Origin of the sequence: Hyunsoonleella flava (assembly GCF_004310325.1) — a bacterium.
GTDB lineage: Bacteria > Bacteroidota > Bacteroidia > Flavobacteriales > Flavobacteriaceae > Jejuia > Jejuia flava.
In genome coordinates this window covers 121344-142079 of record NZ_SIRT01000011.1, presented here as the reverse complement: position 1 = coordinate 142079, position 20736 = coordinate 121344, and the positions used below count along the sequence as shown (strand labels likewise).

At 35.0% G+C, this 20736-nt stretch carries 15 protein-coding genes; 8 read left to right on the top strand and 7 right to left on the bottom strand.

The features are described from left to right. Positions 1-367: 367 nt before the first annotated feature. Entirely contained in the window at positions 368-3190 is a 2823-nt protein-coding gene (locus tag EYD45_RS12855; RefSeq protein WP_130964963.1) for a TonB-dependent receptor, read from the top strand. 41 nt (positions 3191-3231) lie between these two features. Continuing rightward, the gene (locus EYD45_RS12850) at positions 3232-4395 is read left to right on the top strand and encodes a multidrug transporter (RefSeq protein ID WP_130964962.1); all 1164 of its coding nucleotides are present in this window, start codon (positions 3232-3234) and stop codon (positions 4393-4395) included. A 76-nt stretch (positions 4396-4471) separates the two neighbouring features. Here EYD45_RS12850 and EYD45_RS12845 read toward each other — a convergent pair whose 3' ends face one another. Beyond that, positions 4472-4789, bottom strand: a complete 318-nt coding sequence (locus EYD45_RS12845) for a toxin-antitoxin system YwqK family antitoxin (protein ID WP_130964961.1) — start codon at positions 4787-4789, stop codon at positions 4472-4474. A 385-nt stretch (positions 4790-5174) separates the two neighbouring features. On the opposite strand from EYD45_RS12845, the gene EYD45_RS12840 reads away from it, so the two are divergent. Together EYD45_RS12840 and EYD45_RS12835 are read left to right on the top strand one after the other, a co-directional pair. Continuing rightward, positions 5175-6392 carry a porin gene (locus EYD45_RS12840; protein WP_130964960.1) on the top strand — a complete coding sequence of 406 codons (1218 nt, stop codon included), beginning with the start codon at positions 5175-5177 and terminating at the stop codon, positions 6390-6392. A 71-nt stretch (positions 6393-6463) separates the two neighbouring features. Continuing rightward, positions 6464-8782 carry an inorganic phosphate transporter gene (locus EYD45_RS12835; protein ID WP_130964959.1) on the top strand — a complete coding sequence of 773 codons (2319 nt, stop codon included), beginning with the start codon at positions 6464-6466 and terminating at the stop codon, positions 8780-8782. Between the two features lie 55 nt (positions 8783-8837). Here the strand turns inward: EYD45_RS12835 and EYD45_RS12830 are convergent, their stop codons facing one another. After that, a complete protein-coding gene (locus EYD45_RS12830) occupies positions 8838-11315 on the bottom strand; it encodes an outer membrane beta-barrel family protein (protein ID WP_130964958.1) in 2478 nt (825 codons plus the stop codon). A 205-nt stretch (positions 11316-11520) separates the two neighbouring features. Here EYD45_RS12830 and EYD45_RS12825 point away from each other — a divergent pair, with 205 nt between their 5' ends. Continuing rightward, on the top strand, positions 11521-12384 hold the full coding sequence (locus EYD45_RS12825) for an OmpA/MotB family protein (protein WP_130964957.1): 864 nt from the start codon (positions 11521-11523) through the stop codon (positions 12382-12384). Between the two features lie 55 nt (positions 12385-12439). Here EYD45_RS12825 and EYD45_RS12820 read toward each other — a convergent pair whose 3' ends face one another. The 5 genes from EYD45_RS12820 to EYD45_RS12800 all read right to left on the bottom strand — a co-directional run bounded on the left by EYD45_RS12820 (position 12440) and on the right by EYD45_RS12800 (position 19095). Continuing rightward, positions 12440-14206: a Na/Pi cotransporter family protein gene (locus EYD45_RS12820; protein WP_130964956.1), complete on the bottom strand. Its 1767-nt coding sequence runs from the start codon at positions 14204-14206 to the stop codon at positions 12440-12442. Between the two features lie 136 nt (positions 14207-14342). Beyond that, the gene (locus tag EYD45_RS12815) at positions 14343-14867 is read right to left on the bottom strand and encodes an RDD family protein (RefSeq protein WP_130964955.1); all 525 of its coding nucleotides are present in this window, start codon (positions 14865-14867) and stop codon (positions 14343-14345) included. Between the two features lie 114 nt (positions 14868-14981). Continuing rightward, a complete protein-coding gene (locus EYD45_RS12810) occupies positions 14982-16775 on the bottom strand; it encodes a ribonucleoside-diphosphate reductase subunit alpha (protein WP_130964954.1) in 1794 nt (597 codons plus the stop codon). Positions 16776-16778: 3 nt separating this feature from the next. Further along, complete coding sequence (locus EYD45_RS12805) at positions 16779-18053, bottom strand: ribonucleotide-diphosphate reductase subunit beta (RefSeq protein ID WP_130964953.1); 1275 nt, start codon at positions 18051-18053, stop codon at positions 16779-16781. Between the two features lie 478 nt (positions 18054-18531). Next, on the bottom strand, positions 18532-19095 hold the full coding sequence (locus EYD45_RS12800) for a DUF3109 family protein (protein WP_130964952.1): 564 nt from the start codon (positions 19093-19095) through the stop codon (positions 18532-18534). Positions 19096-19201: 106 nt separating this feature from the next. On the opposite strand from EYD45_RS12800, the gene EYD45_RS12795 reads away from it, so the two are divergent. From EYD45_RS12795 to EYD45_RS12785, 3 genes are all read left to right on the top strand, one after another. Continuing rightward, positions 19202-19783 (top strand): MarC family protein, encoded by a 582-nt coding sequence (locus EYD45_RS12795; protein ID WP_130964951.1) that lies wholly within the window; start codon positions 19202-19204, stop codon positions 19781-19783. A 15-nt stretch (positions 19784-19798) separates the two neighbouring features. Continuing rightward, positions 19799-20002, top strand: a complete 204-nt coding sequence (locus EYD45_RS12790; RefSeq protein WP_130964950.1) for a hypothetical protein — start codon at positions 19799-19801, stop codon at positions 20000-20002. A gap of 121 nt (positions 20003-20123) precedes the next feature. After that, positions 20124-20732: an NAD(P)/FAD-dependent oxidoreductase gene (locus EYD45_RS12785; RefSeq protein WP_130964971.1), complete on the top strand. Its 609-nt coding sequence runs from the start codon at positions 20124-20126 to the stop codon at positions 20730-20732. The last annotated feature ends 4 nt before the right edge of the window (positions 20733-20736 follow it).

The following is a 20736-nucleotide window of genomic DNA, read 5'->3' as shown; positions in this document are numbered from 1 at the left end:
CTAATACGCACGATAGCTCTTTTTAGCTAGTTAGGGATATAAGTTCACTCTGTCCTTTTTAAATGTAATAACAATTAATAGTATTTGCTAATCTAAAGGTTAGGGATTGAGCGATTGTTGGAGCTCCTCGCAGAGAGCGACTCGTGAAAGCCCGACCACGCCCTAAAGCGTGGTAACGCCCAAAACACACAAAACATCGGTGTGTTACTTCCAAAAATTCTAATGTTAACTTACCGTAAACTTTCCTTAAAAAAAACCTGTTTTAGGTAACATTACCCTAACGCTTTTATTACAGTTCTTTAATCGTGAGATAACACAATCTTTACAATACGGTAGTTTCTTTGCGGCAAGAAATTATAATGAAATAATGAGACAAATTTTACTATTATTACTACTCTTTACATCTGTTGCCTTTAATGCGCAAACCGGTGCTGTTAAAGGAAAATTAACGGATAAAGAATATAATAATGAGCCTTTGGCGTTTGCAAACGTTTTAATAAAAGGCACTACAAAAGGTACAACTTCTGATTTTGATGGCTTATATGAATTCACTGGTTTAGATGCAGGCACATACACTCTAGTATTTAGCTTCGTGGGTTATGAAACCCAAGAAATTGCAGTGACTGTAATAGCGGGAGAAACCGTTACGCTTAATGTAGAAATGGGAGCTAGTGCTGCTTCGCTAGATGAGGTGGTTATTACAACTACCACCAAACGAGAAAGCGAAGAGGCTTTGTTATTGGAACAAAAGAAAGCAGTTGTAATGAAACAAAGTATTGGTGCACAAGAGCTTTCAAGAAAAGGTGTTAGTGATGCGGCAGGTGCTGTTACTAAAATATCTGGTATATCAAAGCAAGAAGGTGGTGGCAATGTTTACGTTCGTGGTCTTGGGGACCGTTATTTGAATACAACTTATAATGGCCTTACGCTTCCTGCTAATGATATTGAAAAGAAGAATATGGACCTTAATTTGTTTTCTTCTGACGTTATTCAAAACGTAGGTGTGAGCAAAACCTATGCAGCCAATTTTTATGGAGATTTTGCCGCTGGAAATGTAGATATCGTTTCTAAAGAACATACTGGGAATTTTTTCATCGATGCCAGTTTAGGCTCAAATTTTAACACCAATGCTATTGGAAAAAGCTTTATAAAGAGTGAAGGCACAGGTTATTTTGGGTTTTATAATAGATACCGCAACAACCCTTATGCTGTTATTTTATCTCATGGTGTAGACCCTCAAAATATTGATAGTCCTGTAGGTATAGAAGGTAGTATTTCTGGTGGAAATTCTTGGGATATTGGAGAGGAATCTCGATTAAGTGTTTTTGCAACTGCTTCTTTTGGTAGCAATTTTGAATACAGAAGAGGGCAGTTTGCTAACGTTACTGCTGCTGCAAACCAAATTTTTCAAGATGCCGAAGAGTATGAGTTTTCGCGTAATACTACTGCAATGGCAAATATTGTTTACCGTATTAACAGTGATCATAAAATAAAATTCAACTCCTTATTTATTAACGACGCTACTGATGAGGTGGGACGTTTTGGAATTGACGGACGCGGTTATAACCGTAATACTATTGCCGATAATGACGATTTTGGGTTCTTTACACAGAATGTTCAGTTTGAACAGGACATGATTTTTGTAAATCAAATCATAGGAACCAGCACTTTAAGTGACAAATTAAATCTAGATTATGGCTTAGGTTATAATAATGTGCTTGCACGTCAACCAGATCGTAAGCGTATCGCTTTAGAACGTTTTGAAAACGCCATTGATAATGATCCAACTACCAATGCTATTTTCTTCAGAAATGTTGAGTTTGACAACCAACGTTATTTTCAGAATATTGAGGATAGCGAATTTAACACACGTGTGAATTTAAGCTATGAGAAATCCGAAAATTTAAAGCTGAATTTTGGTTATAACGGACGTATTAAAGAACGTACTTTTGATAATCAACGTTATGGTTATGATATCATCAATCCATTTACTGAAATTGAAGATGTAAATAATTTTGACGCCTTCTTCACAAGGGAAAATCAAGGAGTTTTATACAATACAAGCGTATTCCGCCCATTAGATCCAGCAAATGGTTTAGGGAAAGAAAACTTACCAGGACAATTAGAAAACACCTATTCGGGCAATTTAGATGTACATGCATTATATGCTGATGCTGTTTACAAAGCGGGAGAAAAATGGACCTTTGTACCTGGGTTACGCATTGAACGATTTAACCAAGAAATTACTTATGATGTAATTAACCTTTCATTTAATAATCCAGGTAGCAACAAAGCCAGCGAAACGTTTTTCTTGCCCAGTTTAAACATAAAATACGCTTTAAACGAAGATCAAAACATACGCTTTTCTGCAAGTAGAACAGTGTCTAACCCAGAGTTTAAAGAGGTTGCGCCTTTTGTATATGAGAACGTAACAGATCGTATTGGTGGTAATCCAGATCTTTTAAATGACCCTGCGTTTTCTACGATTATAAACTTAGATTTAAAGTATGAATGGTTTATTAATAAGGGTGAAATATTATCCATCGGTGTTTTTAACAAAACCATTAACGACCCTGTAAACCTTGTTTCAGCAAACGATGCTACAGGTACACAACGTTTCTTTAGAACTGGAGATCGAGCAGATGTTTTCGGAATTGAATTTGAAGCGAGAAAAGGTCTTATCAAAAATGAAGATGAAGAGAATATTTTGTCTGCAGGGATGAATATTACCTACACCTCAACAACGCAAGACTTAAAAACTGTTTCTGGAACGTTCAATACAAACTTTAATAGAGATTCTGATGAGCTTCAAGGCGCTTCACCAGTGCTTATTAATGCTGATGTAAGTTACAGCCCAACATTTGGTGAATATAAGCCTGTTGCCAACCTGGTATTTTCATATTTCTCAGATCGTATTGATGCTTTAGGGTCTGGTCAATTAGGAAACATCATTGAAAAAGGTGTACCAACATTAGATTTCGTATGGAAAAATACAATCAACAAGAACTTTGAGATTAACGCAAGTATTAAAAATTTACTAAACCCTACAATAGAGCGCGTTCGTGAGAATGTGTCTTTTGACCCAACACTAGCAAACGACTTAGGTGTAAATGCCGACCTTTCTGAGTTTGCACTATCTAGTTATAAAAGGGGCGTAAATGCTAGTCTTCAAATAAAATACAAATTTTAATTACAATCAAAACAAACGAACATAAAATCAATTTACAGAAAATGAAAGCAAACAAATTTCTTTTAGGCCTATTTACAATTGCCGCACTTACCATTGTTGGTTGTGCAGCAGATGACACTGCCGATGTAATTATTAACCTTGGGGACTCTGGAGGATCGGACCCATCTGGCACCGTAATAGGAGGCACATTAAGCGAAGATCTCACGTTAACTACCGGAACAGAATATAGCCTTACAAGCGCACTTATAGTGCCTTCAGGAAGAACACTAACCATTGAGCCAGGAGTAGTAGTGAAAGCTACTACCGGATCTGATGTTTACGTAGCCGTACAGCAAGGTGGTACTATAATGGCAGAAGGTACATCTTCAAACCCAATTGTGTTTACATCAAACTCTGCGACACCTAACCCTGGGGATTGGGGAGGACTTATCATATTAGGGCGTGCACCAATAAATTCTGTGGTAGGTGGAGATGCCACTTCTACATCTGAAATTGGAGGATTACCTTACGGCGGAAGTGCTGTTGATGACAACTCTGGAATTATAAGATATGTAAGGATTGAGTATTCTGGTGGTGCTGCAGATGCTGCATCAGAGAATAACGGATTCTCATTTTATGCCGTAGGTAACGGTACAACTATTGATTTTATACAAGCGTTTGAAGGTGCTGATGATGGTGTGGAATTTTTTGGAGGAACAGTTAATGCGTCCCATATATCTGTGGTTGGAGCGCAAGATGACTCTGTAGATTGGACAGAAGGATTTACTGGCACACTTACAGACGTGTATATAGAACACAGACAATCTCATGATAAAGGTATTGAAGGCGATGGTTTCAATACAGATATAGGAAACAACTCAAATCCTGTATTTTGGAGTACTCCTACTATAAATAACTTAACCATTAATGGATTGGGTTCAAGTAATGGCAATGAAGCCATCCGTTTAAGAGCAGGAACTCGTGCAATGTTTAACAACGTAATGATTGAAGGCTTTGAAGAAGGTTACGATTTAGATGACGAAGAAACAGGAATCGGTGTACTGGCTAATGAAACCAGTGTAACCAATATCACTTTTGATGATGTAGTACTTACTTTAAAGAATGACACAAACGGTGCCTTTGACGCGGACTCTTTCTTTACGGGTGTTGGTAATGGCACAGGAGCTGATTACAACTCTTGGAACTCTGGTTGGACAAGAAACTAAACTCAAAAAAACCTTTAAATAAAAAAGCATTCTGAAAATACAGAATGCTTTTTTGTACTTAAGTATTTCCCTAAAACTACAGGGACGCTACATTATTTTCGTAATTGACTTCTTTTTTAACTCCGTCAATCCAATAAATCCATTTGCCGACTTTTTTTCCATTGTCATAATTTGCAGAAACCGTTTTCTTGCCTTCTTCATCAAACCTTAACCAAGCACCATGAAGCTTACCATCTGCTGTGTAAGACCCCGTTTGGCTTACAACACCATTGTCATGATAATAAACAACATCAATTAAATTTGTGTCTTCATTAAGTTTTAATTCTCTCTTTTGTTCTTGAGCAAAAGATACCGCAGTAATTAAAAAGGCAAAAATGAATAATAACTTCTTCATAATTATGGGGATTTTAACATTGTATTACAAAGTTAAATAATAGCTAACATTTACGCAACTTTTACATAACATTAAATTAACATTAAAATTACAAGCATCTAAAAAACATTACTTTACAAATAAATATTTTACATTGAAACATTAATAATTACTTAATATAGAGATGACGTTAAGATTACCTATATCGCCTACTTTTGAAGTGTCTTGAGACAAATAAATTAGTATTTCATATAACTATTAGTTTTTGTCGACTACATTATCATGATTTCTAATGAGACTGCTTTTGGCCAAAGCAGTCTTTTTTTGTTAAATAATTTAACAATTAGGAAACATTGAACTCATTTAATATTAGGTTATTTGCATTCGACAAAAACTAATATTAATAATGAAACTTAAACTTTTCATAGTGCTTTGTTTTAGCACTGTTCTCTCTATTACATCTCAAGAAATAAGTGATGCATCATTTGGAAAAGGCCTACTAAATTTTACAACTAAAGACAGTACCTTTAGTATCAAATTCGCACCTCGCTTTCAAATGCGCTATTCATCCTCATGGGATCATGATGGCGACAAATACGGCGCTCCAGAACACAACTTTATTATTCGTCGTGCGCGATTAAAGTTTGATGGTTTTGCCTATAGTCCTAAATTAAGGTATAAGATAGAGCTTGGACTTTCCAACAGGGATTTATCTGGCGGAAATCAATTTAACCGCAATACGCCGCGTTATATTCTTGATGCTGTTTTAATGTGGCATTTTGCTAAAAACTGGGAACTTTGGGCAGGACAAACTAAATTACCAGGTAATGTGGAACGTGTGGTATCTTCTGGAGATCTTCAGCTTGTTGACCGTTCTTTGCTTAATAGCCGTTTTACGCTAGACCGCGATATAGGCCTTCAATTACGCCACAAATTTTATTTAGGCAATAATTTTTTAATACGTGAAAAAGTATCACTTTCTCAAGGTGAAGGACGAAATATTACCGAAGGCAATGAGGGCGGTTTACAATATACTGGACGTTTAGAATTACTGCCTTTTGGAGCGTTTAAGTCTAAGGGTGACTATACAGGGTCTGATCTAAAAAGAGAGGAAAAACCAAAGTTATCGCTAACATTTACCTATAATTTTAATGAAGATGCCGTTAGGGAAAGAGGTTTTGCTGGTGATTATATGTTTACAACTGATGATGAGTCTAAGGATGGACCTTTACACGAAACAGATCAAACTACAATTTTTGTCGATGCTATGTTTAAATATAATGGGTTTTCATTTATGGGGGAATATGCTAAACGTACTGCAGATGCTCCCGTCGCTCTTGAAGAAGATGGTATTACACCAACAGGAGATATCGTGTTAACAGGTAACGCTTTAAACCTGCAAGCGGGGTATTTATTTAACAGTAATTATGAGATTGCAGCTAGATATACAACTTTAGAGTATGAAGCTGTTACCAATGCGCTTCCTGTGAAACAATATACACTTGGCTTCAATAAATTTGTACATGGGCACAAATTAAAAGTACAAAGTGATATCAGCTATACGTCGGTTGATGGAAATGATGATAACATTACGTTTAGGTTAGGATTTGATTTCCACTTTTAAAATATAACATTCGCATAACATATTAATCAACAATAGTCATGATATTTGCAAACATTTTACAATCAAACCCTATGGACAACATTTATTTGTACATGATTATAGCCTTAGCCATTTTAGCAATAGCTGATTTGGTGGTTGGTGTTAGCAACGATGCCGTAAACTTTTTAAATTCCGCCATTGGATCTAAAGCAATTTCTTTTAGAACTATAATGATTGTTGCCAGTTTAGGTGTAGCAGTTGGCGCTGTATTTTCTAGTGGTATGATGGAAGTAGCCAGAAAAGGCATTTTCAATCCTGGTGAATTTATGTTCAATGAAATCATGATTATTTTCATGGCCGTAATGATTACGGATATACTTTTACTGGACTTTTTCAATTCAGTAGGTATGCCAACATCAACTACTGTTTCTATTGTTTTTGAATTACTTGGTGCAGCCGTAGCCATGGCATTGATTAAAATTGGACATGATGGAGGGGATTTCTCTGATGCTATAAATTACATTAATACTTCTAAAGCTTCACAAATTATTTTTGGGATTCTGCTTTCTGTCGTCGTCGCTTTTTCGATAGGAGCGATTGTGCAGTGGTTTTCCAGACTCTTGTTATCATATAATTTCGAGAAAAAGGGAGCTTGGGTTGGTGCTATTTTTGGAGGTGTTGCACTTACCGCCATCACATACTTTATATTTATGAAAGGACTGAAGGGTACGTCTTATGCCAAGGAGTCTTTTGAAATATTAGGTGGAGGTACTATGAAGGACTTTTTAGAAGCACAAGTACTACCTATTGTATTGGTTAGTTCTGTATTTTGGTCTATCCTTTCTTATGTATTGATTGCTTTTGCTAAAACAAACATCTATAAACTTATTATTGTAGTAGGTACTTTTGCGCTTGCCTTAGCTTTTGCAGGAAACGATTTGGTAAACTTTATTGGTGTTCCTGTTGCTGCTTATAACGCATTTCTAGAGTGGACTGCTTCAGGTACTGCTGCAGCTGCTTTTCCTATGGATGTTTTAGCCTCAAAAGTTCCAACCAATAACTGGTTGCTGTTTGGTGCCGGTATGGTAATGGTTTTAACCCTATGGTTTTCTACTAAAGCGAAAGGTGTAGTAAAAACATCTTTAGATTTATCTAGCCAAGGTGAAACCAAAGAACGTTTTCAACCCAACGCATTATCTAGAGGATTTGTGAGATTCGCTATGTTGATGTCCCAAATGACTGAATATATACTTCCCGAGTCATGGCAGGCTAAAATTGATAAACAATTTGAAACCCCAGTTATTACCGTTTCTAAAAGCAAAAGACTAGAATTACCTGCATTTGATTTAGTAAGAGCCGCAGTAAATTTAATGGTTGCTGCTGTTTTAATTTCGATTGCTACCTCTTATAAATTACCGCTTTCTACCACCTATGTAACGTTTATGGTTGCTATGGGTACATCCTTGGCAGACAGAGCATGGGGAGCAGAAAGTGCTGTATACAGAGTAGCAGGCGTTATAAATGTTATTGGCGGATGGTTTTTTACAGCCCTTAGCGCATTTTCCGCAGCTGCTTTGGTAGCCTATTTATTAAGCCTAAACTTAAAGGTAATGTTCCCTATTTTATTGGTAGTAGCTTTTGCATTACTTATAAGAAGTACCATTGTTCACAATAAAAAATCGAAAGAGGTTAGAGCTGAGGATAGCTTAATAAAAGCTGAAAGTAGTTCTGTTCAAGGGGTTATCCATGAAAGTGCTGGAAACATAGCAAATGTTGTAAAACGTGGCAACAAAATTTATACTAATGCTATTGTTGGTCTCGCAAAACAAGATTTATCATCGCTTAAAAAGAATCAAAAACAAGTTGACAAATTATCTTTTGAAGTAGACGAGCTACGTAACAACATTTTTTATTTTATTAAGAATTTAGATGAATCAAGTGTTGGCGCAAGTAGTTTTTATATAAATATCCTTGGGTATTTACAGGACATGGCCCAATCTTTAGAATACATTTCAAAGGTAAGCTACAAACACATTAACAACAATCATAAAAAACTAAAATTCAATCAAATTAAAGAATTAAAAGAGGTTGATGATTGTTTAGAAAATTTATTTGGTGATATTCGAGAAGCGTTTGTATCTAGAGATTTTGATGCCATAGGAAACATTCTGCACAGAAAAGAATCAGTATTAAATCTTTTATCTGAAAAAATCCAAAAACAAGTAGAGCGCACAAGGAGCGAGGAGTCTAGTCCAAAAAATACAACGTTGTATTTTGGCGTGCTATTAGAAACAAAAGATTTATTAACCGCTACTATGAATCTGATGGAAGAATACGATAACGCACACGACAGTTCGGTAGAACCTGCAACAATCTCTGAATCCACAACAAACACTGAAGAAGGAGAATAAATAAATTATAAAAAAAGGCTGGTTTAAACCAGCCTTTTTTTATAAACACTATAGTCTAGAACTCCTTTTTACCAAATTCACTATCAATAAACTTAGACTTATTTTTGCCTTGTTTAAAGGTGTAGGAGAGATTTAAAATAATCATATCCACTTCGTAAATATAATTGGTGGTCGTAAAAAATTCATTAGCTCTCCTCGTTGTAATGCGCTGTTCGTTAGTGTCCAATAATCCCATATCGATATTCTGCCATTGCAGGGTCGCGGTAAGTCTATCGTTCATAAACGATTTTTGAAACGTTAGATTTGGTGAGTAGAAACGGGAATCTTCCCCTTGAGCAGTATTTCTATCAGATAAATAATTAAACGTGAATTGCAATGAAGCGTTATCCCAAAAACGCCATGTGGAATTAACGTTTACTGAATATATGGTTGCATCGTTGTCAATTACTCTGTTATCAAAACTTCCTTCAATACTGTAATTATAAATATTAGCACCAATAAAATTACTCCAGTTTTTAGTTGGTTTAAGTTCTGCTCCAACCTCAAGACCTATAGCTTTTGCAGTACCAACATTAGAATAGATTCTATTTAAAATAGTATCGTTATACACCGTATTCACCCGGTTTACTACGTTTTTTACATTTCTGAAATATCCTGTTGCAAAAATGGAGTTACCCCCTTTAAGCTCCTTTGTAACACCTAACTCTACCAAATCGATAAACTCTGGTCTCAAATTTTTATCACCTTGTTCTAAAGTTTCAGAGTGCTCACGTTCTGCAAACGGATTCATTTTAAAAGTGGAGTTGCGTTCTACGCGTTTACTATATGCCGCTTTAATATTGGTTTTCTCATTGACTTCATATTGAAGAGATGCCGAAGGATACAATCTTACAAAATCATACAACAATGTTTCGTCAACTGTGTTGGTTTTATCTTTTAATCTAAATTTTCTATCCATGACTTCAAGACGCGAACCAGCAGCATAATCCCATTTCCCTTTTTTGCCTGATAATTGCACATATCCAGAATGGATTGTTCTTTCCAAGTCCACTTCACTAGAAAACTCAGGAACGAGCTCAAAATCATCATCAAAATCTGTACGTCTTTCATAGATAAAATCTCCCGTATGCGTTAAGTCTCTATATTGATAACCTGTTTCCAATACACCAAAATCAAAAGGTCTGAATTTATAATCCAATTGAAAACGCACGCCATGTAATGGGTTGTCATTCGTATTAAATTCATCCTGAAATAAGATACTTCTATCTGGTTCTCCTAAATTTTGATTTACGGTTGGTCCTCCCAAAAGGGTATATTCATATAAGAAAGATGCCGATAATTCCGAGGTATTTTCAAAAAGATGTGTCCAATCCAAACTTCCTAGAACGAAATCACCTCTACGCTCTCTTAAATTATGATTAAAATATTGAAAGGTATAATCCCTATTATTGCTATCGGCTGGCGTTACGGAATGATTGTCAAAATACACAATATCCGCCAAACGTGCTTTACTGCGTTTTCCTGCAAAAAACCCAAACGAATAAGTGTCGGATGCGCTCGGTGTGAAATCGACTGTAAAACGTCCGCTGTAATTAGTTTCGTCAAAACTGCGCTCTCCAGTTGATGGAAACTGTGTTTTAGTATTGTTGATAATAGTAAACACATCGCCTTCTCTGCGCCCTCCCAAGTCATTTCTCTGGTAATTTGCCCCTAAAGAAATGTTCCATTTATCAGTTCTTACATTATAGGTAGCATCTATACCATGACGTTTATGGGATACATCATTTCCATAGGTTTCAATGGAAGGCAAACCTGCTTTGATGTTTATCTGACCAAAAGCACCATTTGCGGCACCTTTATTCGTTAAAATATTGATAATTCCCGCTTTTCCTTCGGGGTCGTATTTAGCAGATGGCGCTGTAATCACCTCCACTTTTTGAATAGCATTTGCTGGTAATTGCGCCATTAGGTTACTTGCATTACCTTGAATAGGCTTACCGTTTAGCAACACCACAAAACCAGTACTTCCACGAACACTAATTTCACCTTGGCTATCCATACTCACAGACGGCAAATTCCTAATCACATCAATCCCAGATCCGCCTTGAGCACTTTTAAATTTTGAAGCTTCAAATACCTGTCGGTCAATTTTATTTACTACGGTATTACGTTCCGCTTGTACCACAACTTCATTTAACTGCGTACCTAAAACCAACCGAATAGCACCTAAATCAATACTCTGCCCCTTCTTCAAGACCTTTATACTATCTATTTTTTGTATTTCATAACCTAAGAATGAAGCTTCGAGATAATAGGTCCCTTTTTTAATAGCGTCAATTTTAAACACCCCTTTTTCATCAGAAACAACACCAGTTACCAAGCTTCCATCGTTTACATCATACAAAGCAGCAGTTGCATATTCCAGTGGCTCATTTTGTTCATCAACTATAACACCTTGTATTTGAGAAAACCCATTATAAGAAAGGATTAAACACCATATAAACAACGAAATATATTTGAATTTTATAGACATGAATTAATTTCTTTTATTTCACTGCAAATCTAAACAAACTAAGGTGTTGTTCATTACAATATGTTTAAAATTACTTTATCATTTAGTTTATTGCTGCTTAAAAACTTGAGCAGATGAACTGATAGGTTTTTTTTAATAAAAAAAAGTATTTCAACGTCCAAATTCACACTTTCATCGTAATTATAGCAAACCTAAAGTTATTATTATGAAAAAAATTTCAATCACGCTTTTAATAGCGGTCGTTACATTCTCATGTGTTTCAAAGAAAAAGTATTTAGCACTTCAACATGAAAACGGTGAAATTAAAAGTGAACTACAAAAAACTAAAGTAGCCAAAGAAGATTTAGAAGCTAAGTTTGATAAAATTCAAGCTAGAGTTGATGCTTACAACTCTAAAATAGCAACACTAAAGCAAGAAAACGATGTAAAACTTGATGTTGTTGGAAATGTTGCTGTAATTTCTAATGACACCAAAGCAAAAATGCGTGAAACACTTAAAAATGTAGATGCAGAAAAGCTGGCTAATGCGAAAACACTTAAGGATTCTATGAATTTAGCTGTTGCCTACAATCTTGAAAAAACGATTAGTGAAAGCAACATGGATGAAGATGACGATTTTGCTGTAAACATCAATGAAACTGTTGTGATGATTTCTATAGCCGACAATATGCTATTTAATACTGGAAGCTATAGATTGAGTTCTAAAGCCGACAATGTATTGAAGAAATTAGCTGACGTGATCAATTCTGAACCTAGTTTAGACGTTATGGTTGAAGGGCATACCGATGCCAGAACCATCAACACAGAGTTTCTTGCCGATAATTGGGATTTAAGTGTGATGAGAGCCACTTCTGTAGTAAGAAAACTTCAAGAAAAATATAGTGTTGCTCCTAAAAAATTGATTGCAGCTGGTAGAAGTAGTTACCAACCTGTTGCGGCTAATGATTCTAGAGAAAACAGAGCAAAAAACAGACGTACAAGAATTATCATTCTTCCAAACATAGATAAATTCTTTGCTTTGATGTCTGAAAACGATAATACTGTTGCTGAAAACAACATATTAGATTAATTAATCCTTTTTAATCAAAAATTAGAAAAGCATCACGCCCTTACGTGATGCTTTTTTAATTTTCTCCATTCTCTTCTAACAGAGAATCATATTTGCCGTACAACAGTTCAGCCACGTCAATTAGCTTTTTTATCATGTCGTTTACATTGGTGTAATCGTTAAAAAGTGATGATGCCATTTCTGAGGTTATCAGGTCTTTTCTAATCAATTTATCTATGGCTTTGTTACTGTGCCTTATATTCGCTTTGGCATCTTTCTTTAGCTCTTTTAATTTTAGTGCATATTTTTCTGAATCTTCTTCGGTTCTAAATAAATGAATCACCCTTAGCACTTTGGCTAATTTTAACCTAAAGGCATCATATTCCTTTTTCAGATATTCGTTATCAGAATTTAAAACAAAGCTTACATTTTTATTCAACTCTCTGGCATCCCTAATTATTTCAACCATTTTTCGGTTGGCAATTTGGATGGAAGCAATCGTTTTTATTTGTTTATTATTTAGGCTTAAAGTGCTTTGAGCATTTGAGGCATATCTTATAATTTCCCCATAGATCATCTTTACTTTAGAATAATACAAATCCGTAATATCTGTGTTCAAGTCTTCTGTTGACTTCTTTATGACATGTTTAAGTTTTGCATCGGATTTCACGTCGCCTCTATGTACGTTCAATGCATGGGAAACTATTTTGAATATACTTTTCTTAAACAAAAAACGAGATTCTTTCAAAAGGGCAACAATCACAGTACTAGGAAACTTCAATACCGCTGGATTTAGGAATTTGGGTTCGTGAATATCCTTATCGGCTTCTTTTGTAAACAGTCGCATCAAGAAGCGTTCTAAAACTCTAATAAATGGCAGTATTAAAATAACACCTAAAACATTAAATATGGTATGGAATAGTGCTAATTTTAAAGTATAATTTGAGGATGCGATATTGAGAACGCCAGACAAGGTATTTACCAATTTTGCCAAAGGAAATATTAAGGATATGGCTACTAAACCTGTTAGAATATTAAAAATAAAATGTGCAATAGCCAATCTTTTGCCTGCACTATTAGCACCTAAAGCACCTAAAACTGCTGTAATGGTGGTTCCAATATTAGCACCAATAGCAAGAGCCAATGCATTCTCATACTCAATCTGTCCTGCAGACAATGCTGTTAGTATAAGTGCCAATGTGGCGCTGCTGGATTGCAATACGGTTGTGATGATAATTCCAAGCCCTGTGTATAAGAGAACACCTAAATATCCTGAAACCGCATATTGTGATAAGTCTATATATCCCTTAAAAACATCAAATCCTTCTTTCATGTAGTGAATCCCTAGAAAGAAAAAACCCAATCCTGCCAATACGTTACCTAGAGCTTTTAGGGCGACTTTCTTTTGAAAAGAAAAAATAATTCCAAAAACAAGCATAGGCATTGCCAGAGCTGATATTTTAATCTTAAGCCCTAAACCTGCCACTAACCAAGCAGTAGCCGTTGTACCTATATTGGAGCCAAAAATTAATCCCAAACCTCCTGAAAGTGAAATTAATCCTGCACTGATAAACGATATGGTAATTACAGAGACTAAAGAGCTCGATTGCATCAGTGCTGTAAAAAATGCACCCACAGAAATACTTTTGTATAGTTTATCCGTAGCCTTTTTTAAAATATGCTGTAAAGGCCCTTTAGCAAAAACTTTAAAACCTTCTTCAAGCATTATCATACCAAAAAGTAGAATAGCAATGCCAGCAGAAATTGTCTTAAAATTTGGGTTTAAAAAAAGTAATATACCAAGAACTAATAAAAGTATTAAGAAGAGTATCTTTTTTATCATTTTGCCCTAATAAAAATCAACTAATTGCCCTACAATATATGGTATTTGAAATAAACGGATTACTTGATAAAACGTGTGAATAAAAAAAGCATCACTTAATGGAGTGATACTTTCTAATTTTATCTAAGTTTTCAACCTATTTTTCTTCAATCAGATGCGCACCAATTTGGTCTAGTTCGTCATGCGATTTTCTTTTTGCTTCGAATTTATCAATATCCACAACATAAGTCTTTGAAATAGTGTCATGCCAGCCCCTTCCTTCACTTCCAAGAAAAGAAAATGGTTCAAAAGGGATCATTCTAGAAAAACTCCTTTTTAAAAAATCTGAAGATGAAGGTCTTGAACCGTCTTCCAAAACAACTTTCGTTTTTGTAATAAACTTTCCTACGCTCTTCCCTTTGGTTAAAGATTCAATGGCAAAATATATTAAGGCTAAAACAATCGCCGTAATCAATCTATCTAGTAATGGGTTGCTCTCTATACCATCAAGAAAAGAATCCATCGCTGTCGTATCTTCTGCAAATGAATAGTATAGAAAAATAGGACCTAAAAGAATCGCATAAAATATTAATAATACTATAATGATATCGACAATATAATGAGCAAAACGGTTTCCTTTTGAAGTGTATAAATCTGGTGTTACCTTAAAACTATTAGACATAATGAATATAAAATTTATCTTACAAAGGTATAAATAAAAAGCATCCTAGTTAGGATGCTTTTTATAAAATTTTGAGTGCTTTTTTACAAAAGGAACTTAAGATAAAAATTTTATCTACCCTTCACAGCTCGCACATTCTTTTTTCTGTTTGAACTTTTGTGCAGCGTTCATACTATGTTGATAGTATAACGACTTTAGCCCTAGTTTCCATGCTGTAACATAAATCTTATTTATATCCTTTACAGGCATATCTGGATGCACAATAATGTTAACAGATTGCCCTTGATCTATATGGTTTTGTCTGTTAGCTGCCTGATATACAATGGTTAACTGATCTATTTCAGAATAGGTCTTAAACACATCGCGTTCGTGCTCTGTTAATTCCTCTTCCAAGTGTTGTACAGACCCATCATGATCGCGGATACTGCGCCATATTTCAGGAGTATTTAACCCTTTTTCTTCCAATAGATTTAATAAATAAGGGTTCTTTATAGTTGTTTTTATTTTTGCAATATCCTTTACATAAATATTAGACCAAATAGGCTCTATACCTTGTGATACTTGCCCTAAAATAAATGCCGAAGATGTTGTAGGTGCAATAGCATTTAATGTTGCATTACGTCTGCCATACCCTTTTAATACTTCTGGCTCCCCAAACAAAGCTGCCAATTCTTTTGATGCCTTATAGGATTTCTCTTCAATCGTTTTAAATATTTCACTATTTAAGTTGAAGGCCTCTTGACTATCAAACGGTAACATTTTAGACTGTAATAGCGAATGCCATCCTAATGCCCCTAAACCTAATGCTCTGTTAGACTTTGCGAAATTATAAGCACGCTCCATGAACATAAATGTCTGTCTGTCATCTAAGTCATCAGAGTCACGGTACTCTTCAAGTTTTTCGGTAAACTCAGTAATTACAGCGTCTAAGAAATATACCATGGTTTCTACCGCATCGGTATCTTTCCATTTGTCATAGTGCAATAAATTTACGGAAGACAATACACATACAAATGACCAATTTTCATTTGAAGGCAACATAATTTCAGTACATAAATTACTTGCCACAATTTTGTGATTGTTTTCTTTATATACATCTGCAGCTTGATTATTGGCATGATCCTTAAAGAAAATGTATGGGTAGCCTATTTCGCCACGACGTTGAATTACCTTTGCCCAAATAGAACGCTTTTCAACATCACCTTCAATCATTTCTTCCATCCATTTATCAGTAACAGATACACCGTGTGTCAATTCTTGAATTGAATTACCTTCTGTACCAATTTCTAAAAACTCATTGATATCTGGATGCTCTACTGGTAAATATGGAGAAAAACGACCTCTTCTTACAGAACCCTGGCTTACCACATCCACCATTTTTTCAAATAATTGCATGATGTGTACCGCTCCAGAAGATGAACCGTTATTTTTTACTGGTGCACCTCTATGTCTTAAGTTTCCAAAATATCCAGAAGTTCCGCCACCTAATTTAGACATCATCCCTACTTCAGATTGGGTATATAATATGTTACCCATATCATCTGCAATATTAGACCCAAAACAACTAATTGGTAAACCTCTCTTTTTCCCGAAGTTAGACCATACTGGTGATGCCAAAGAGAAAAAGCCTTCAGACATGTAGTTGTAAAACTTATCTGCATAACCGTCAATTTTAAGGATTTGCTCCGCTCTTTCAGCTATTTCTCGTATTCTTTCTTCTGGCGTAGCATCATCCGTTAAATATCCCGATGCTAAAAATTTTCGGCTATTTTCAGTTAACCATTCAAACTTTGGTTCAGTTTGACTTTGATTTGCATTCTTAATTTGCTCTTTTCTAGCATTAAGAAGTTCATCGTACTTTGATTGTTGCTCTGTTTTGGTGTCTTGTAGGTGGTCTTTAATTTTCATAGTTTAAAAAAGGTCGTCACTAGTTATACTTTTTGTTCTTTTACTGTAGTTAATGGATCGTTTTACAAAGAAGTCCCCGTGTTTGGTTCCTATTATCTCATCGTCAAACCACTCGGTTTGCGCTATTAATTCGTCTTTTACTTCAAATACCCTATCTATGCCGATGCTTTCTAATGAGTCATTGAAGCGCTTTTTAATAAACTCGTTTACAACATCTTTTGGTAAGAAATCTAATTCCCCAGCTTCAAAAATCCAATCTATAATATCGCTTTCAGCATTATAAGCCTCTTTACATATCGTTTGAATTTTTACATTGTAATCGCCTCCAAACCACTCTGGGTTTTCTTTCTTAATGATTTTGATCACATCTATACCAAAGTCCCCATGTATTTGTTCCTCCTTAGAAGTTGCCTCTACAACATTAGAGATCCCTTTTAGCATGTTTTTATGCTTATTAAAAGCCATAATGATTAAGAACTGAGAAAATAGCGATACGTGTTCTATGAAAAGTGAAAATAATAATATAGACTCTGCATATTCTTGAATATTATCACTCTTAGAATTCTTGAGAGCTGTTTCTAAGTAATGTACACGTCTCATAATCACAGGCTTCTTTTTAAGAGCCTTAAACTCCGCATTTAAACCTAAAATCTCCAATAAGTGTGAGTACGCATCGTGATGGCGCACTTCACTTTCTGCAAATGTTGAACCTACAGAACCTATTTCTGGTTTTGGCATTTTTTGATAAATATCACCCCAGAACGATTTAACCGCTACTTCAATCTGAGAAATAGCTAGCATGGTGTTTTTGATAGCTGATTTTTCTACCGGACTAAGTTGCGCCTTAAAATCCTGAATATCACTAGTGAAGTTAAACTCTGTATGTATCCAATACGAATGTCTAATCGCATTTACATATTCGTATAAATCTGGATACTCATAAGGTTTAAGGTTAATACGTTTTTCGAAAATATTAGTTTGCCTTTTTCTGGCTTGTTCATCTCTATAAAGAATGTAAGCTTTAGCAGCATCGTGAAACGCACTATCCATTAATTTGTCCTCTACAATATCCTGTACCTGTTCAACATTAGGCACGTACCTTGAATCGACAGCTTTTCTAGCCAATAGGGCTTCAAAAACTCTATCGGAAATGTCTTTGGCATCTTGTCTTGTACCATGATTTACAGAAAGCATTGCTTTCTCTATTGCACTTGTAATTTTTTCTAATTCGAAAGGCGTTGTTTCGTAATCGCGTTTAATGATATGTGTTATTTCCATGCGTTGGTAATAGGTTAAATATTGACGTACAAAATCCTGCAGGATATCCCTGTAAAAATAGACCTGAAAACCAGACTTATTTTTCTAAAACTTTATTGAAAAACACTTTTTGGTAAAAATGGCTTCAACAAAGATTATAAATTGTTAAATGCATTTTTGAGTAACTCTAAATACATTTTTAACAAGTTTATTAACAAGCTAAAGTTGTGTTTTTGCTCAGAATTGAGTGCAACAAAGATTGCAAAATGATTAATATGTTTTTACGCCGATTAAAAAACCTTTTCAACAAGTTTTTAACAAACAAACAACTGCCTAAGAATCAATAAGTTTACAAAAAAAAATGTTTATTATACTGATAATCAGAATTTTATAAATTTTGTAAAATCAAAAAGTTTACAAAAAAAATAAAAGTTTAAAACAGATGAACGCCCTGTTTTTAAGGCTTTTTAAGGTGTTTTAACAAGTGAATTTTGGGGTGTTAAAAAGTCTCAGCAACTTTTTCCAATTCGGCGTACCAATCCTCACCAAATTTTCTTATAAGTGCCTCTTTTACGAACTTATAAATAGGCACCTGAAGTTCTTTTCCAAGCGCACAGGCATCATCACAAATTTGCCATTTATGATAGTTCACTCCCGAAAATTCTGTGTAATCCCTAACGCGAACAGGGTATAAATGGCAAGAAATTGGTTTCTTCCACGAAATCTCACCTTGATTGTATGCTTCTTCTATCCCGCAAAGCGCTACTTCATTTTCATCAAAAATTACATAGGCACAATCAGCGCCATTTATCAATGGGGTTTCCAGTTCACCATCTTCAGTAGTTATAGATGTACCTTGCTGTTCAATGGCTTTTATACCTTCTGGCCGTAAAAAAGGTTTTACTTTAGGATAGATATCATCCAGAATAGCCACCTCATCTTCTTCTAAAGGCGCACCAGCATCTCCATCAACACAGCACGCACCCTTACATGCATTTAAGTTGCACAAAAAGTCCTTTGTGATAATGTCTTCTGAAACGATAGTTTTACCTAGCTGGAACATGAGACTCTAAAATTGAAATGCAAAAATAACTAAACTTACAATGTAATTGACATTGCGATTTGATAATAAATACAGACCTTTGCAAAAAATCTAACTATTTGAAGTAATGCAACTTAATTTTAAAGAAATTTTTACAGCTTTTATGGTACTATTTGCTGTAATTGATATTATTGGCAACATACCGATAGTAATTGATTTGCGTAAAAAGGTAGGCCATATCCAAAGTGGAAAAGCCTCCTTAATTGCGGGTTGCATCATGATACTTTTCTTGTTTCTTGGAAAAAGTATTTTGAATTTAATTGGTATTGATGTGAATTCATTTGCCGTGGCAGGTGCCTTTATTTTGTTTTTTATTGCTTTAGAGATGATTTTGGGCATTACACTATATAAGCAAGAAGAGACCAACCCTATGACAGCATCTATTTTCCCATTAGCATTCCCTTTAATGGCTGGCCCTGGAAGTTTAACCACGTTGTTGTCCTTAAGGGCTGAATTTGAAGTAAAGAATATTATTGTGGCCATAATTCTAAATGTCATTTTTATCTTTATCGTACTAAAAACATCATCTAAAATTGAACGCTTTTTAGGCGCAAATGGCATTAATATCGTTAGAAAGGTATTTGGTGTTATATTACTTGCTATTGCAGTGAAACTATTTGCCCAAAACATTAAAGCGTTATTTGTGTAATTAAAACCATTACCAATGAAATATTTTGCATACACCATTATAGTTTTAGCCTTTGCTTTAGGCGTTTATAATTCTACAAAACTTAACTTCGATGCACTTTTTGAAGGTGAAAGTATCGTCGGGTTGATTACGATATTGGCATCATTGTGTGCCATTGTCTTAATGTTGATTTTATTAACGTCGAAACGTATTGAAGAAAAAGTAAAAAGCCGTAAATAAAGAATTTCTATTTGATTCAAAAGTTAAAACCAAAATTCTTTATTTTAGATTTCCGCCTTCGCAGGAATGACAACTTTAATGGACACACCGAGGCTATGCCTTAATGAATAATTTTTTTAATATGTATGATGTTTTAATTATAGGCGGTGGTGCAGCAGGCATGTCTTGTGCCTTGGTATTGGGTTCTGCAAAAAACAAAGCGTTTGCGAAAGATAAAACCGTTAGTATCATCACACACCAAAAATCTTCACATTTGCAAACCGCGTTGTTTAATAATGTATTGGGATTAGTGCCCGGAACTACTGGTGCATCCATTTTAGAAAGTGGCAAGCAACAACTTGCTGAATTATATCCGCATGTCAATCAGATTGAAAAAGAAAAGGTTCTTGAAGTTTCTAAAGTAGATAATACTTTTGAAGTGCGCACCAACAAAAACACTTATGAATCTAAAATTGTGGTGATCGCTGTAGGCTATACAAACTTGATGCGCATTAAAGGTGTAGAAAAGTATATTGAACCACATCCTAGAGCTCAAATTGAAAAGGACCGAATTTGGCTAAAAAATATAGACCATTTAATTGAAGAAAATCTTTATGTCGCTGGCACTTTAGCAGGATGGCGCAGTCAGTTTTCTATAGCATCTGGAAGCGGAGCACATGTGGCTACTGATATTTTAACACTTTGGAATGACGGAAAGCACACTAAGGTGCATGATAAGATTTCAGAATGATGTT

Coding starts and splice junctions, on each gene's coding strand:
- EYD45_RS12855 (WP_130964963.1), top strand. CDS start 368: ATGAGACAAATTTTACTATTATTACTACTCTTTACATCTGTTGCCTTT.
- EYD45_RS12850 (WP_130964962.1), top strand. CDS start 3,232: ATGAAAGCAAACAAATTTCTTTTAGGCCTATTTACAATTGCCGCACTT.
- EYD45_RS12845 (WP_130964961.1), bottom strand. CDS start 4,789: ATGAAGAAGTTATTATTCATTTTTGCCTTTTTAATTACTGCGGTATCT.
- EYD45_RS12840 (WP_130964960.1), top strand. CDS start 5,175: ATGAAACTTAAACTTTTCATAGTGCTTTGTTTTAGCACTGTTCTCTCT.
- EYD45_RS12835 (WP_130964959.1), top strand. CDS start 6,464: ATGGACAACATTTATTTGTACATGATTATAGCCTTAGCCATTTTAGCA.
- EYD45_RS12830 (WP_130964958.1), bottom strand. CDS start 11,315: ATGTCTATAAAATTCAAATATATTTCGTTGTTTATATGGTGTTTAATC.
- EYD45_RS12825 (WP_130964957.1), top strand. CDS start 11,521: ATGAAAAAAATTTCAATCACGCTTTTAATAGCGGTCGTTACATTCTCA.
- EYD45_RS12820 (WP_130964956.1), bottom strand. CDS start 14,206: ATGATAAAAAAGATACTCTTCTTAATACTTTTATTAGTTCTTGGTATA.
- EYD45_RS12815 (WP_130964955.1), bottom strand. CDS start 14,867: ATGTCTAATAGTTTTAAGGTAACACCAGATTTATACACTTCAAAAGGA.
- EYD45_RS12810 (WP_130964954.1), bottom strand. CDS start 16,775: ATGAAAATTAAAGACCACCTACAAGACACCAAAACAGAGCAACAATCA.
- EYD45_RS12805 (WP_130964953.1), bottom strand. CDS start 18,053: ATGGAAATAACACATATCATTAAACGCGATTACGAAACAACGCCTTTC.
- EYD45_RS12800 (WP_130964952.1), bottom strand. CDS start 19,095: ATGTTCCAGCTAGGTAAAACTATCGTTTCAGAAGACATTATCACAAAG.
- EYD45_RS12795 (WP_130964951.1), top strand. CDS start 19,202: ATGCAACTTAATTTTAAAGAAATTTTTACAGCTTTTATGGTACTATTT.
- EYD45_RS12790 (WP_130964950.1), top strand. CDS start 19,799: ATGAAATATTTTGCATACACCATTATAGTTTTAGCCTTTGCTTTAGGC.
- EYD45_RS12785 (WP_130964971.1), top strand. CDS start 20,124: ATGTATGATGTTTTAATTATAGGCGGTGGTGCAGCAGGCATGTCTTGT.